The organism is Streptomyces caelestis (assembly GCF_014205255.1).
GTDB lineage: Bacteria > Actinomycetota > Actinomycetes > Streptomycetales > Streptomycetaceae > Streptomyces > Streptomyces caelestis.
The window spans coordinates 1,935,740-1,949,479 of sequence record NZ_JACHNE010000001.1 but is presented as its reverse complement, the minus strand read 5'-3'; the positions used below and the strand labels follow the sequence as shown (position 1 = coordinate 1,949,479).

Annotated in this window: 13 protein-coding genes; 7 read left to right on the top strand and 6 right to left on the bottom strand. The window is 72.0% G+C overall.

The window, feature by feature from the left end:
- Positions 1-57: 57 nt before the first annotated feature.
- The 3 genes from tyrS to HDA41_RS08775 form a co-directional block, all read right to left on the bottom strand.
- A complete protein-coding gene (gene tyrS / locus HDA41_RS08785) occupies positions 58-1,326 on the bottom strand; it encodes a tyrosine--tRNA ligase (protein WP_184982269.1) in 1,269 nt (422 codons plus the stop codon).
- A gap of 56 nt (positions 1,327-1,382) precedes the next feature.
- Positions 1,383-2,777, bottom strand: a complete 1,395-nt coding sequence (locus HDA41_RS08780; RefSeq protein WP_184982268.1) for a metallopeptidase TldD-related protein — start codon at positions 2,775-2,777, stop codon at positions 1,383-1,385.
- A gap of 82 nt (positions 2,778-2,859) precedes the next feature.
- A complete protein-coding gene (locus tag HDA41_RS08775; protein ID WP_184982267.1) occupies positions 2,860-4,383 on the bottom strand; it encodes a TldD/PmbA family protein in 1,524 nt (507 codons plus the stop codon).
- Positions 4,384-4,657: 274 nt separating this feature from the next.
- Between HDA41_RS08775 and fabG the strand changes: the two genes are divergently transcribed.
- The 3 genes from fabG (at position 4,658) to HDA41_RS08760 (ending at position 6,663) form a co-directional block, all read left to right on the top strand.
- On the top strand, positions 4,658-5,377 hold the full coding sequence (gene fabG, locus HDA41_RS08770) for a 3-oxoacyl-[acyl-carrier-protein] reductase (RefSeq protein WP_184982266.1): 720 nt from the start codon (positions 4,658-4,660) through the stop codon (positions 5,375-5,377).
- 5 nt (positions 5,378-5,382) lie between these two features.
- On the top strand, positions 5,383-6,150 hold the full coding sequence (fabI, locus tag HDA41_RS08765; RefSeq protein WP_184982264.1) for an enoyl-ACP reductase FabI: 768 nt from the start codon (positions 5,383-5,385) through the stop codon (positions 6,148-6,150).
- Between the two features lie 159 nt (positions 6,151-6,309).
- Positions 6,310-6,663 carry a hypothetical protein gene (locus tag HDA41_RS08760; protein WP_184982262.1) on the top strand — a complete coding sequence of 118 codons (354 nt, stop codon included), beginning with the start codon at positions 6,310-6,312 and terminating at the stop codon, positions 6,661-6,663.
- On the opposite strand, the gene HDA41_RS08755 is transcribed toward HDA41_RS08760, so the two are convergent.
- The gene (locus HDA41_RS08755; protein WP_184982260.1) at positions 6,641-7,333 is read right to left on the bottom strand and encodes a FadR/GntR family transcriptional regulator; all 693 of its coding nucleotides are present in this window, start codon (positions 7,331-7,333) and stop codon (positions 6,641-6,643) included. The genes HDA41_RS08760 and HDA41_RS08755 overlap by 23 nt on opposite strands.
- A 91-nt stretch (positions 7,334-7,424) precedes the next feature.
- Here HDA41_RS08755 and HDA41_RS08750 point away from each other — a divergent pair, with 91 nt between their 5' ends.
- From HDA41_RS08750 to HDA41_RS08740, 4 genes are all read left to right on the top strand, one after another.
- Positions 7,425-8,954 (top strand): MFS transporter, encoded by a 1,530-nt coding sequence (locus tag HDA41_RS08750; RefSeq protein WP_230299576.1) that lies wholly within the window; start codon positions 7,425-7,427, stop codon positions 8,952-8,954.
- A gap of 68 nt (positions 8,955-9,022) precedes the next feature.
- The gene (locus HDA41_RS41115) at positions 9,023-9,139 is read left to right on the top strand and encodes an SGM_5486 family transporter-associated protein (RefSeq protein WP_260423322.1); all 117 of its coding nucleotides are present in this window, start codon (positions 9,023-9,025) and stop codon (positions 9,137-9,139) included.
- 193 nt (positions 9,140-9,332) lie between these two features.
- Positions 9,333-9,539, top strand: coding sequence for a hypothetical protein (locus HDA41_RS08745; RefSeq protein ID WP_184982258.1), 207 nt, complete (start codon positions 9,333-9,335; stop codon positions 9,537-9,539).
- 65 nt (positions 9,540-9,604) lie between these two features.
- Entirely contained in the window at positions 9,605-10,123 is a 519-nt protein-coding gene (locus tag HDA41_RS08740) for a SixA phosphatase family protein (RefSeq protein ID WP_184982256.1), read from the top strand.
- Positions 10,124-10,216: 93 nt separating this feature from the next.
- Here HDA41_RS08740 and serB read toward each other — a convergent pair whose 3' ends face one another.
- Together serB and HDA41_RS08730 are read right to left on the bottom strand one after the other, a co-directional pair.
- Positions 10,217-11,431, bottom strand: coding sequence for a phosphoserine phosphatase SerB (gene serB, locus HDA41_RS08735; RefSeq protein WP_184982254.1), 1,215 nt, complete (start codon positions 11,429-11,431; stop codon positions 10,217-10,219).
- A gap of 134 nt (positions 11,432-11,565) precedes the next feature.
- Complete coding sequence (locus HDA41_RS08730; RefSeq protein WP_184982252.1) at positions 11,566-13,602, bottom strand: streptophobe family protein; 2,037 nt, start codon at positions 13,600-13,602, stop codon at positions 11,566-11,568.
- Positions 13,603-13,740 lie beyond the last annotated feature (138 nt).

Here is a 13,740-nt window from a genome sequence, read left to right as displayed (position 1 = left end):
GCACCACCGCGCAAGGGGCGGGCTCCGTCACCGCGGACCGCCCCCTCGCTCGCACCCTCAGGTGCCGGTGACCTCCACCGCCGCCAGGTTCTTCTTGCCCCGGCGCAGCACCAGCCAGCGGCCGTGCAGCAGGTCCTCCTTGGCGGGGACCGCGTCCTCGCCGACGACCTTGACGTTGTTCACGTAGGCGCCGCCCTCCTTGACCGTGCGGCGCGCGGCCGACTTGCTGGCCACCAGGCCGACCTCGGCGAACAGGTCGACGACCGGACCGAGCTCGGCGACCTGGATGTGCGGTACCTCCGACAGGGCCGCGGCCAGCGTCCGCTCGTCGAGCTCCGCCAGCTCGCCCTGCCCGAAGAGGGCCTTGGACGCGGCGATCACGGCGGCCGTCTGGTCGGCGCCGTGCACCAGCGTCGTCAGCTCCTCGGCCAGCGCCCGCTGCGCGGCCCGGGCCTGCGGACGCTCCTCGGTCTGCTTCTCCAGCTCCTCCAGCTCCGCGCGGGAGCGGAAGGAGAGGATGCGCATGTACTTGGAGATGTCCCGGTCGTCCACGTTCAGCCAGAACTGGTAGAACGCGTACGGCGTCGTCATCTCCGGGTCGAGCCAGACGGCGCCGCCCTCGGTCTTGCCGAACTTGGTGCCGTCCGCCTTGGTCATCAGCGGCGTTGCCATCGCGTGCACCGCGGCGTCCGGCTCCAGCCGGTGGATCAGGTCCAGACCCGCGGTGAGGTTGCCCCACTGGTCGCTGCCGCCCTGCTGGAGCGTGCAGCCGTACCTCCGGTACAGCTGGAGGAAGTCCATGCCCTGGAGGATCTGGTAGCTGAACTCCGTGTAGCTGATGCCCTCGGAGGACTCCAGGCGCCGGGCGACGGAGTCCTTGGTCAGCATCTTGTTGACGCGGAAGTGCTTGCCGATGTCCCGCAGGAACTCGATCGCGGAGAGGTTCTCCGTCCAGTCGAGGTTGTTGACCATGACGGCCGCGTTCTCGCCCTCGAAGGACAGGAACGGCTCGATCTGGGAGCGCAGCTTGCCGACCCAGCCGGCGACCGTCTCCGGGTCGTTCAGCGTGCGCTCCGCTGTCGGGCGCGGGTCGCCGATCAGGCCCGTGGCACCGCCGACCAGCGCCAGCGGCCGGTGACCGGCCTGCTGGAGCCGGCGCACGGTGAGCACCTGCACCAGGTGCCCCACGTGCAGGGACGGCGCCGTCGGGTCGAAGCCGCAATAGAACGTGACGGGACCGTCCGCGAGCGCCTTGCGCAAAGCGTCCTCGTCAGTGGACAGGGCGAACAGCCCGCGCCACTTCAGCTCGTCGACGATGTCCGTCACGGTTCTCGTGTCTCCTCGATGATCTTCGGGCAGTCGGGTGACAGCCGACTACGAGGTTATACGCCCTGACTGACAGAGCTCATATTGAAATCCGGGACCCGCAGTGCCGGCATCGCCGCCCTGGTGAACCAGTCGCTCCACTCCCTGGGCAGCGTCTTCTCGGTCCGCCCGGCCTCCGTGGCCCGCCCCAGCAGCCCCACCGGCGACTCGTTGAACCGGAAGTTGTTTACCTCGCCGGTGACCTCGCCGTTCTCGACCAGGTAGACGCCGTCCCGGGTCAGACCGGTGAGCAGCAGCGTCGCCGGATCGACCTCCCGGATGTACCACAGGCAGGTCAGCAGCAGCCCGCGTTCGGTGCTCGCGACCATCTCGTCCAGGGAGCGGTCCTCGCCCCCGTCCAGGATGATGTTGTCGATGCCCGGCGCCACGGGCAGCCCGGTCAGGCCCGCGCTGTGGCGGCTGGTCGTCAGGTGCCGCAGCTCGCCCCGGCTCATCCACTCGGTGGGCGCGAGCGGCAGCCCGTTGTCGAACACCGACTGGTCGCCCCCGGAGGAGTGCGCGATCACGAAGGGCGCCGACTCCAGGCCGGGCTCGTTCGGGTCGCTGCGCAGCGTCAGCGGCAGGTCGGTCAGCTTCTCGCCGACCCGTGTACCGCCGCCCGGCTTGGAGAACACCGTGCGGCCCTCCACCGCGTCCCGGCCCGACGCCGACCACATCTGGTAGATCAGCAGGTCCGCGACGGCCGTCGGCGGCAGCAGCGTCTCGTACCGGCCCGCGGGCAGCTCCACGCGCCGCTCCGCCCACCCGAGGCGCACGGCCAGCTCCGCGTCCAGCGCCGCCGGGTCGACGTCCTTGAAGTCCCGCGTGGAGCGGCCGGCCCAGGCGGACCGGGTCCGGTCCGGCGACTTGGCGTTCAGTTCCAGCGTCCCGTTCGGCTGGTCGTGCCGCAGCCGCAGCCCCGTGGACGTCCCCATGTACGTCGACACCAGTTCGTGGTTGGCGAAGCCGTACAGCTCACGGCCGCCCGCACGCGCGCGTGCGAAGGCCTCGCCGAGCGCCGGAGCGAAGTCGGCGAACACCGCGGAGGAGGTCTCGGCGGGCGCCTCCGTGAACTCCGGTGCCTGCGCCACACCCGTGACGAGCGGCTGCGCGTCCTCGGCGGGCCCGGCGCCGCGCGCTGCGGCCTCGGCGGCCCGCACCAGGGGCTCCAGCTCGTCGGCCGTCACGGCGGACCGTGACACGACCCCCGAGGCCGTGCCCTCCTTGCCGCCGACGGTGGCGATCACGGTGAGGGTGCGCCCGCGCGTGACGCCGTTCGTGGTCAGGGCGTTGCCCGCCCAGCGCAGGTTGGCGGTGGACCGCTCGTCGGCGATGACGACACAGGCGTCCGCCCGGGACAGTTCGAGGGCGCGCTCGACGACCTCGTGCGGCTTGCTGGTGCGCGCGCTCATCGACCGGCCTCCTGGGTCGTGTTGAAACTGTGCTTTCCCGGGGGATAACCCCCGGACCCCCAGCCGATCCCGCAGCTGACGTTCATCGACCGGCCTCCTGGGTCGTGTTGAGGATGTTGACGCCCTTGAAGAGGGCCGACGGGCAGCCGTGCGACACGGCCGCGACCTGGCCCGGCTGGGCCTTGCCGCAGTTGAAGGCGCCGCCCAGGACGTAGGTCTGCGGACCGCCGACGGCGGCCATCGAGCCCCAGAAGTCGGTCGTCGTCGCCTGGTAGGCCACGTCCCGCAGCTGCCCGGCCAGCCGCCCGTTCTCGATCCGGTAGAAGCGCTGACCCGTGAACTGGAAGTTGTACCGCTGCATGTCGATCGACCAGGACCGGTCGCCTACGACGTAGATGCCCCGCTCCACGCCCCCGATCAGATCCTCGGTGGACATCCCGGCCGGGTCCGGCCGCAACGACACGTTGGCCATGCGCTGCACCGGCACGTGCCCGGGGGAGTCGGCGTAGGCGCATCCGTTGGACCGCTCGAAGCCGGTCAGCTTCGCGATCCGCCGGTCGAGCTGGTAGCCGACGAGCGTGCCGTCCTTCACCAGGTCCCAGGACTGCGCCGCGACGCCCTCGTCGTCGTACCCGACGGTGGCGAGGCCGTGCTCGGCGGTGCGGTCGCCGGTGACGTTCATCAGCTCCGAGCCGTAGCGCAGCTTGTTCAGCTGGTCGAACGTGGCGAACGAGGTGCCGGCGTAGGCCGCCTCGTAGCCGAGCGCCCGGTCCAGCTCGGTGGCGTGCCCGATGGACTCGTGGATGGTCAGCCACAGGTTGGACGGGTCGACGACCAGGTCGTACAGGCCCGCCTCGACGCTCGGCGCGCGCATCTTCTCGGCGAGGAGTTCGGGGATCTGCTCCAGCTCGCCCTCCCAGTCCCAGCCGGTGCCCCGCAGGTACTCCCAGCCGCGTCCCACGGGCGGCGCGAGGGTGCGCATCGAGTCGAACTCGCCGCTCGACTCGTCCACCGACACCGCGTTGAACACCGGGTGCAGCCGCACCCGCTGCTGCGTGGTGATGGTCCCGGCGGTGTCGGCGTAGAACTTGTTCTCGTGGACGGTGAGCAGCGAGGCGTCCACGTGGTCGACCCCGTCGGCCGCCAGCAGCCGCGCGCTCCACTCCGCGATCAGCCCGGCCTTCTCCTCGTCGGGCACCGTGAACGGATCGATCTCGTACGACGAGACCCACGACTTCTCGGCGTGCACCGGCTCGTCGGCCAGCTCCACCCGCTCGTCCGACCCGGCCGCCTTGATCACCTGCGCGGACAGCTTGGCCATGGCCACCGCCTGCCCGGCGACCTTGGCGGCGGCGTCCATGCTGAGGTCGACACCGGACGCGAAACCCCACGTACCCCCGTGCACGACGCGCACCGCGTACCCGAGGTCGGTGGTGTCCGAGGACCCGGCGGGCTTGGCGTCCCGGAACCGCCAGGAGGCGCCTCGCACCCGCTCGAACCGGAAGTCCGCGTGCTCGGCGCCCAGCGCACGCGCGCGTGCGAGGGCCGCGTCGGCGAGGGCGCGTAGGGGGAGGGCCGTGAAGGCCTCGTCGATGGTATGAGGCACCGCCGTCTCTTTCTGTCGAGGTGACCGTGGTTGCCGTACGTCGTTGACTGGTCTGATCATGTCGTCTCATCCCGCGCGGGGGCCATGAGTTTCCCGACCCGGGTGCGTAGCTTTCTGTAGGGACCCGACAGTGAGTCCCGTACGCCACTGTCGGTGCTCGATTGTCCGCGGGCGTGTCCGGACCGATAGGTTTTCGAGGAAGCCGCCTGTCATCGCCGCCTGTCGTCCAGGCGCTCGGGCGGAGTATTCAGACCGCTATCGAAAGGGTGATCCGTTGAGCCGCTCGGTTCTCGTCACCGGAGGCAACCGGGGCATCGGCCTCGCCATCGCCCGCGCTTTCGCCGATGCCGGCGACAAGGTCGCCATCACGTACCGCTCGGGTGAGCCGCCGGCGGCCCTGACGGAATTGGGCTGCCTGGCCGTCAAGTGCGACATCACCGACGCCGAGCAGGTGGAGCAGGCCTACAAGGAGATCGAGGAGGCCCACGGCCCCGTCGAGGTCCTCGTCGCCAACGCCGGCATCACCAAGGACCAGCTCCTGATGCGCATGTCCGAGGAGGACTTCACCTCGGTCGTCGACACCAACCTCACCGGCACCTTCCGCGTCGTCAAGCGCGCCAACCGCGGCATGCTGCGCGCCAAGAAGGGCCGCGTCGTCCTCATCTCGTCGGTCGTCGGGCTCCTCGGCTCCGCGGGGCAGGCGAACTACGCCGCCTCCAAGGCCGGCCTGGTCGGCTTCGCGCGGTCCCTCGCCCGGGAGCTGGGCTCGCGCAACATCACCTTCAACGTCGTCGCGCCCGGCTTCGTCGACACCGACATGACCAAGGTGCTCACCGACGAGCAGCGCGCCGGCATCGTGTCGCAGGTGCCGCTCGGCCGGTACGCGCAGCCGGAGGAGATCGCCGCGGCGGTGCGGTTCCTCGCCTCGGACGACGCCTCGTACATCACTGGAGCCGTCATTCCCGTTGACGGCGGACTGGGAATGGGTCACTGATCACCATGAGCGGAATTCTCGAGGGCAAGCGCGTCCTGATCACCGGTGTGCTGACGGAGGCCTCCATCGCCTTCCACGCCGCCAAGCTGGCTCAGGAGCAGGGCGCCGAGGTCATCCTCACGGCGTTCCCGCGGCCCACGCTGACCGAGCGCATCGCCAAGAAGCTCCCCAAGCCCGTCAAGGTCATCGAGCTCGACGTGACCAACGACGAGCACCTCGGGCGCCTGGCCGACGTCGTCGGCGAGGAGCTCGGCGGCCTCGACGGTGTCGTGCACTCCATCGGCTTCGCCCCGCAGGACGCCCTCGGCGGCAACTTCCTGAACACGCCGTTCGAGTCGGTCGCCACAGCCATGCACGTCTCGGCGTACTCCCTGAAGTCGCTGACCATGGCCTGTCTGCCGCTGATGCAGAACGGCGGCTCGGTCGTCGGTCTGACCTTCGACGCGCAGTTCGCCTGGCCGCAGTACGACTGGATGGGCCCGGCCAAGGCCGCCCTGGAGGCCACCAGCCGCTACATGGCTCGTGACCTGGGCAAGCAGAACATCCGCTGCAACCTGATCTCGGCCGGCCCGCTCGGCTCCATGGCCGCCAAGTCCATCCCGGGCTTCGGCGAGCTGGCCTCCGTCTGGGACACCCGCGCCCCGCTGGAGTGGGACCTCAAGGACCCCGAGCCGGCAGGCAAGGGTGTCGTCGCGCTGCTGAGCGACTGGTTCCCGAAGACCACGGGCGAGATCATCCACGTGGACGGCGGTCTGCACGCCATCGGAGCCTGATCTCCCGATCGCCGTCGACGCCCCGTCTCCCGCACCACGCGGGGGCGGGGCGTCACCCGTTCGGCTCATCCGGCCGGGCGCGGCGGGCCACAACTGGGCACTCTGGAGTACGCGTTCACCACGCGATCCCCTCCCCAGCACGGCCGAGGAGGTCCCCTTGTGCGCTTGTCCCGCCGAACGGCCTCACTGTCCCTGGCCGCTGTCGCTCTCCTGATCACCCTGGCGTACGAGGCGGTGCCCCACGCGCGCGTGCCCGCAGCCGAGCAGGAGTCGGCGGAGCCGTTCGGCGCCGCGTGCCGGATCCGCGTCACCGGCTCCCACGTGACCGCGTACTGCCACAACCCCTACCCGGCGGTCGACCGGGTGAGCCTGCACGTCGAGTGCGCCCGCTGGTGGGACATCGACACCGACAGTTCCCCGGTGGAGGCCGGGCCCGCGCAGACCGTGCGGCTGACGGGACGCTGCTGGAAGGAAGTCGGCGAGGCGTGGATCAGTCACCGGCGGGCGAGCTGAGCCCGCCCAGGCGGCACAGGAACGGGTAGCGGGCGGCCTCCTGCGCCGCCTGCGCCGCGTCGCCCGCGCGGATCGCGTCGAGCAGCCGTGCGTGCTCCATGTACGTCTCCGGCGTCAGCTCCTCGCCGACGTCCTCGCGCAGCCAGTCCCGCAGCACCTCGCCCAGGTCCGCGTACATGGCGGTCATCACGTCGTTGTGTGAGGCGGCCACCACGGCCAGGTGGAAGGTCGCGTCCGCCGTCACGAACGCCTCCGCGTCACCCGACTCCCAGGCCTGCTCACGCCGCCGCAGCAGCGCGTCCAGCTGCTTGAGGTCCTTCTCCGTGCGCCGCTCCGCGGCCAGCCTGGCGGCGGACGACTCCAGCGTGGAACGCAGCTCGGCGATGTGCCGGGGGTCGGCACCGGCGAACCGCCGCTGCATCACCCCCGCCAGCTCACTCGTCGCCACGACATACGTGCCGGAGCCCTGGCGGATGTCCAGCAGGCCGTTGTGCGCGAGCGCGCGGACGGCCTCGCGGACCGTGTTGCGGGCGACACCCAGCTGCTCGACCAGTTCGGGTTCGGTCGGGATGCGGGAGCCGACCGGCCACTCGCCGGAGGTGATCTGGGCCCGCAGGGCCGCGATGACCTGCTCGGAGAGCGCCGAACGTCGGGGGTGGCTCAGGGGCATGGCACACCTTCGCACGACCGGGGTGCCCCAGGGCAGCCGGGGAGGAGAAGGAGTGGACTGTCAATCATCCCATGATTCTATGATGGGCGCCATGGCTAGCGAGGAAACCCGGACGATGACGCCCCCGACCGTACGCAGCTCGGCCGCGCACGAGCCCCGGGAACCCGGCGGTACGTCCACGCGCGCGTGGACGACGCGGTTGCTCGTCCTCGGCATCGTGCTGTCCGCGCTGAACCTCCGACCCGCCATCACCAGTCTCGGCGCCCTCTTGGAGGAGGTCCGCGACGGGCTCGGCATGAGCGGCAGCGTGGCCGGGCTGCTCACCTCCGTGCCGCCGCTGTGCTTCGCCGTCTTCGGCGTCATGGCCCCGCGGCTCGCCCGCCGCTTCGGATCCGGCGCCGTGATGTGCGCCGGCATGGCCGCCATCGCCACCGGCCTGGCGATCCGGCCGTACACCGGCGGCGCGGCCGGCTTCCTGGCCGGCAGCGCCCTCGCCCTCATGGGCATCGCGGTCAGCAACGTCCTGATGCCGGTCATCGTCAAGCACTGGTTCCCCGACCGCGTCGGCTCCATGACCGGCCTGTACTCCATGGCGCTCGCCCTGGGCACGGCCCTCGCCGCCGAGGTCACGGTGCCCCTGACCGACGCCCTGGGCGGCAGCTGGCACTCGGGCCTGGCGCTGTGGGCCGGCCTGGCCGGGGCGGCGGTCCTGCCGTGGCTGCCGTTCGTACGGGGGCGCGCGACGGGGGCAGGGGCGTCCGGGCCGGGGGGACGGGCCGGGGGCGCGGCTGGGCAGGGGGAGCGGGCCCGTGTGGTGGCGCCTAGGCCGGGGGAGCAGAGCCGGGGCACGCATCCCGCGGTGGGGGAGCGGGCCATGGATCTGGAGGCCGGGCTGGAGAAGGCGGCCGGGGGCCCGGAGACCGGGCTGGAGAAGGCGGCCGTAGGCCCGGAGGCCGACGACGGCGACCGGCCGGCGGGGGACAGGGAGGCGCCGGGGTCGGCTGCCACCGGATCCGCCCCCGAGGAGGCCCCGCAGCTGCGGATCACGCGGAGCCGTACCGCCTGGGCCCTGGCCGTCTTTTTCGGGCTCCAGGCCACCGCCGCCTACATCACCATGGGCTGGATGGCGCAGATCTTCCGGGACGCCGGTGTGCCCGCGGGCACCGCGGGGCTCCTGCTCGCGGTCACCATGGTGATGGGCGTGCCCCTGGCCTTCGTCATACCGCGCCTGGCCACGCGGCTGCCGCACCAGGGCCCGATCGTGCTCGCCCTGGGCGTCTGCGGCCTCGCCGGCTACGCCGGGCTGTACCTCGCCCCGGCCGCCGGCGCCTTGGCCTGGGCCCTGCTGCTCGGCGTCTCCAACTGCGCCTTCCCGCTCGCCCTGACCATGGTCGGCATGCGGGCCAGGACCGGCCCGGGCGTGGCCCAGCTCTCGGCGTTCGCGCAGAGCACCGGCTACCTGATCTCCATCCCGGGGCCGCTCCTGGTGGGTGTCCTCTATCAGCACAGCGGCGGCTGGGGACTGCCGATCGCGCTGATGAGCGCCCTGATGATCCCGCAGATGGCGGTCGGATTCCTGGCGGGCCGGGACCGCACGGTGGAGGACGAGGCGGCCCGCTGAGCCCCGCCTCGGGGTCTTCGGGTCACCCCCGGGCGTCAGGCGCCCGGGACAGGTGCGAGACTTGCCCCATGCCAGTGCTCGACCCGAATCCCCAGCACGGTCAGAAGAAGATGCTGCTCGTCTTCGGCGCCTTCTTCGCGATCTTCATCATCATCGGCATCATCGCGACCATCGCCTCGCCATGACCGGCCCCAGCCCGGCCCATGACGACCGGCCCCCGCCCGGCCCATGGTGGGGCTAACCCCCCTGTCCCCTAGGGGGCGAGGGTCAGGGTCAAGTGGGTGGATCACCGGATGGGGTGGCGGCCGCTGATTCCGTAACTTCGACGTGTGACCGCGAGACGCGGGCCACGGACCATTCGAAGAGCGGAGGGCACCCATGCCGGCTCCTACGCACACCCGACCCCACCCGGCGACCCGGGTCGGCGCCGACGGCCGGCTGCCCTGGTGGGCCCTCGCCCTGCCCACGCTCGCCTTCGTCGCGCTGCTCGTGCTGATCCTGAACCCGTCCGACGCCCAGGCGGCCACCGGTGACCCGGTGATCACCCACCTCTTGGAACGGGTCCAGCAGCTGACAACTCGCTGAGCACGGCCGAATCCCGTGGTCAACTCCCTGCGCCCCATGGCCTGTTTCGTGCGAAGCTGGATCTTATGAGCGTCGCAGAACCCCGCAGGATTGTCCTCTTCCGCCATGCGAAAGCCGACTGGCCACAGGTGAGCGATCATGAGCGTCCGCTCGCCGACCGGGGCCGAAAAGAAGCGGCGGAGGCCGGGCGCAGGCTGGCCGACACCGGCATCCCCTTCGACCTGGCCCTGTGCTCCACCGCGGTCCGGACCCGGGAGACCTGGAAGCTCGCTGTCCAGGAGTTCCCGCAGCGACCGAAAACCGTCTACGAGGAGCGGCTCTACGAGGCCTCGCCGGGCGAACTGATCGCTGTGCTCAACGAGACCCCCGACGACGCGCAGAACATCCTCATGATCGGCCACAACCCGGGCATCCAGGGCCTCGCCGACATCCTGGCGGGCACGGCCGAGGGCGACGCCCGCGACCGGATGACCCGCCGCGGCTTCCCGGCCGCCGCCTTCGCCGTCCTGTCCTTCACCGGCTCGTGGAAGAGCCTGGAGCCGGGCGTGGCCACGCTGCTGGACTACTGGGCACCGACCGAGTGACCGACCCGGCGACCGGGGGCCCGGCATCCGTGCGGTGCCGGGCCCCCCAGGCTGCTTCAGACCGTGTCGCCGGTTCAGGCTCGTGTCGCCGGTTCAGACCGTGTTGTGGGTGTCCGCCGCCTCGACCTCTTCGCGCGTGATGCCCAGCAGGTACAGCACGGTGTCCAGGAAGGGGAAGTTCACCGCGGTGTGCGCGGCCTGGCGCACCACCGGCTTGGCGTTGAAGGCGACGCCCAGACCGGCCGCGTTCAGCATGTCGAGGTCGTTGGCGCCGTCACCGATCGCCACGGTCTGCGACAGCGGCACACCCGCCTCGGCGGCGAACCGGCGCAGCAGCCGGGCCTTGCCGGCACGGTCGACGATCTCGCCCGTGACCTTGCCCGTCAGCTTCCCGTCGACGATCTCCAGCGTGTTGGCCTGGGCGAAGTCCAGCCCGAGCCGCTCCTTCAGATCGTCGGTGACCTGGGTGAAACCGCCGGAGACGACGCCGACTTGGTAGCCGAGCCGCTTCAGCGTACGGATCAGGGTGCGGGCGCCCGGCGTCAGCCGCACCTCGCTGCGCACCTTGTCCACGACCGAGGCGTCGAGCCCCGCCAGCAGCGCCACGCGCGCGTGCAGGGACTGCTCGAAGTCCAGCTCACCGCGCATCGCGGCCGCCGTCACCTCGGCGACCTGGTCCTCGCAGCCGGCGTGCGCGGCGAACAGTTCGATGACCTCGTCCTGGATGAGCGTCGAGTCGACGTCCATGACGACCAGGCGCTGCGCGCGCCGGTACAGACCGGCGGCGACGACCGCCACGTCGATGCCGAGCTTCGCCGCGTCGGGCGCCAGGGCGGTGCGCAGCGGCTCGGTCTCCACACCGGAAACGGCGAACTCGACGGCCGTCACGGGATACTTGGCGAGCCGGAAGATACGGTCGATGTTGCCGCCGGTCTTCGTGATCCGCGCGGCGATCGCAGCCGTCGCCTCGGCGGTGAGCGGGTGCCCGAGCACGGTGACCAGGGAGCGGCCCAGCCCGCGCGGCCGGTTGTCGCCGAGGCCGGAGATGATCTCCGCCTGCATCTTCATCGACTCGGCCCAGCTGTGGACGGTCGCCCGCAGATCACCCTCGAGCCCCGGGGGCGGCTCGGTCACGAGCGCGCACAGCACCATCCGGCCACGGGTGACGACCTGCTCGATGTCGACGACGTCGACGGAGTAGGCGGCGAGGGTGTCGAAGAGGCCGGCCGTGATGCCCGGGCTGTCCTTGCCGAAGATCTTGACAAGGAGGGTGGGGACGTCGGAGGACGAGGTCTGCGAAGCGCTCATGGTACTTCCACCGTATCCGGCAGGCAGGTCGTACCGCCCGTGAGGTCCGCCTGGCGGACAGCGAACAGTGGGTGTCGCGTGGGTGGCGCGAACCTTGCGTCTCGGGGGACCGCGTCCCTGCTCCGCCCAGGGGGTTACTTCCCCCCACGCGGTTTCCGCGGTGGCGGGGGAGGAGAGGGCGGCGGAGGCGGCCCGTCGTCCGGCCGGGCCGGCGGCCGGTTCCCGCCCTTCGGGCCGGGCGGCTGCCGGGGCCCACGCGGCGGCGGCCCGACTGGTCGCGCCATCGTGGGCGCGCCGTACACGTCACCGTCCCGGTAGGCAGCCCGGTCACTGCCCGAGCGGGCTTCGTGCGGTGGCCGGGGAGCCTCGCCTGGCGAACGCCGGCCCTCCCCTCGCTGCCGATCCTCACCGGCCTGCCGGCCGCGCTCCAGCGGTCCACCGGAGGGGCGTTCCTCTTCGGCAGGCCGCGCGTCCTCCGGCTCTCGCAGCTCGTCCGGCCCCCGGAGGTACGGATTGGTGGCCGGGTTCGGCGGCCGGTACGGCGCTCCCGGCGCGTAGGGCCCGGCTTCCTCCCCGTACGACGACGCCCGCCCGGCGCTGGACCCGCCCCGGCCCCCGGACCGCCCGGCGCCGACGTCGTATCCGGCCTGCCCTGTACCGGCCCGGGGCACGGCTGGCCCGGCACTCGCGTCGTACCCGGCCTGTCCCGTACCGGCCTCCCGTCCCGCGCGCCCGGCCCCGGCCACCCCCTCCCCCCGGGCCAAAGCCGTCGCCGCCCTCCCCGCGGCCCCGCTCGCCCACGCCAGCAACGCCCCCACCGCCCCGGTCCCCGCACCCCACACCGCACCCAGCAGCAGGGCCATGCCGAGGTGCCCGTGCAGTTCGATGCCCGCGCCGAACGCGTCGAAGCCGAGCACGGACAGGGAGGCGGTCACGGACACGTCCGTCAGCCAGGCGAGCAGCGGCAGAGCCGACGCGGTCGCCGCCCCCAGCCGCACTGCACACCGTCCCGCGAAACCGAGGGGACCCGAACCCCCTCCACCTCCGGAACCCCCTGACACGCTCCCCATCGGCGTCCGCACCGCCGTCAGCACACCCGCCAGCAGCATCATCAACGCCGCCGCCACCCCCAGCAGCCACACCCGCCCGTCCAACTCGGCCAGCCGCCCCAGCGTCACCGGCTGGTCGGAGCGGACCGCGAGCAGGTCGTCGAGGGGGTCGGGCAGAAGGCGGGCCAGTTCACCCGTCGCCCGGCCGTCCCACGGCACGAGCAGGCCGATCGGGATGCCCAGCCACACCCCGTTCGGCGCCCCGAGCAGCGCCGCGCCGGCGATGCGCCGGGGATGGTCGTCGCCGGTCGCCGCGTACGCCGCCGCTGCGAGCCCCGCCGCCACCGCCACCAGCAGCACGGTCACCACCGCGGAAACGGCGGGCCGTACGACCCGGTGCACGGCCTCCCAGCCCCGCGGCAGCGGCGTGCGGCGCGAGGCCAGCAGGGCGATGAGGAGGACCCCGGCCGACCAGCCGAGCCCACCGAGCAGGGTGGGCGCGGTGTCGACCGTGAAACCGACCGCCGCCCGCGCGTCGGCCAGGTCGCCGAGCCGGTCCGGCAGCAACCCCCCGATGTCCCCCAGCCCGGGAATCTCCAGGCCGTCTCCACCTCCATCGCCCCCGCCCGTCAGGTCGTCCAGGCCCAGCGCGCCACCGTCGATCGTGATGACGTCGTGCCCCGCCCAGGCCAGCCCGCCCAGCATCGCCACGAACAGCGCGACCACCGCGCCCGCACGCGCGAGGAGTTCGGCCGCCGATATCACAACTCCCGCCGCTCGCAAGGACCGTAGGAAGAAGTAGGACAGCAGCACCGCCCCGGCCAGGCTCACCCCCAGTGGCGTGATCTCGATGGCCGTGTCGGCCCCGGCGCCCGACAGGCCGAACGCCGGCACGTCGCCGGACGGTGTGACCGAACCACCTGCCCCGAGTGTCACCACCGCCGCGGTCATCGGCCCCAACGAGCCCGCCGCGTCCGCCTCCAGCAGCCGCAGACCCAGCGCTGCCGTGCCCGCCATCCCGATCAACGCCCAGCTCACGGCGGCGACGGCGGACATCAGCACGTCCCCCCACGGCACACGCGTGCCGTCCCTCGCCGTCTCGATACCTGTCCCGGCACTCATGGCAGACCCCCCGACCCGCGGCGTGGCGGGAACACCGCGCATGTCCCCCTCGCGTCGAAATACCACTCTCCGGCCGGTTTTCAACCCCGTCAACGGAAACGGCTGATGCCTGCGAACGCGGTCTTCACAAGGCCCGAC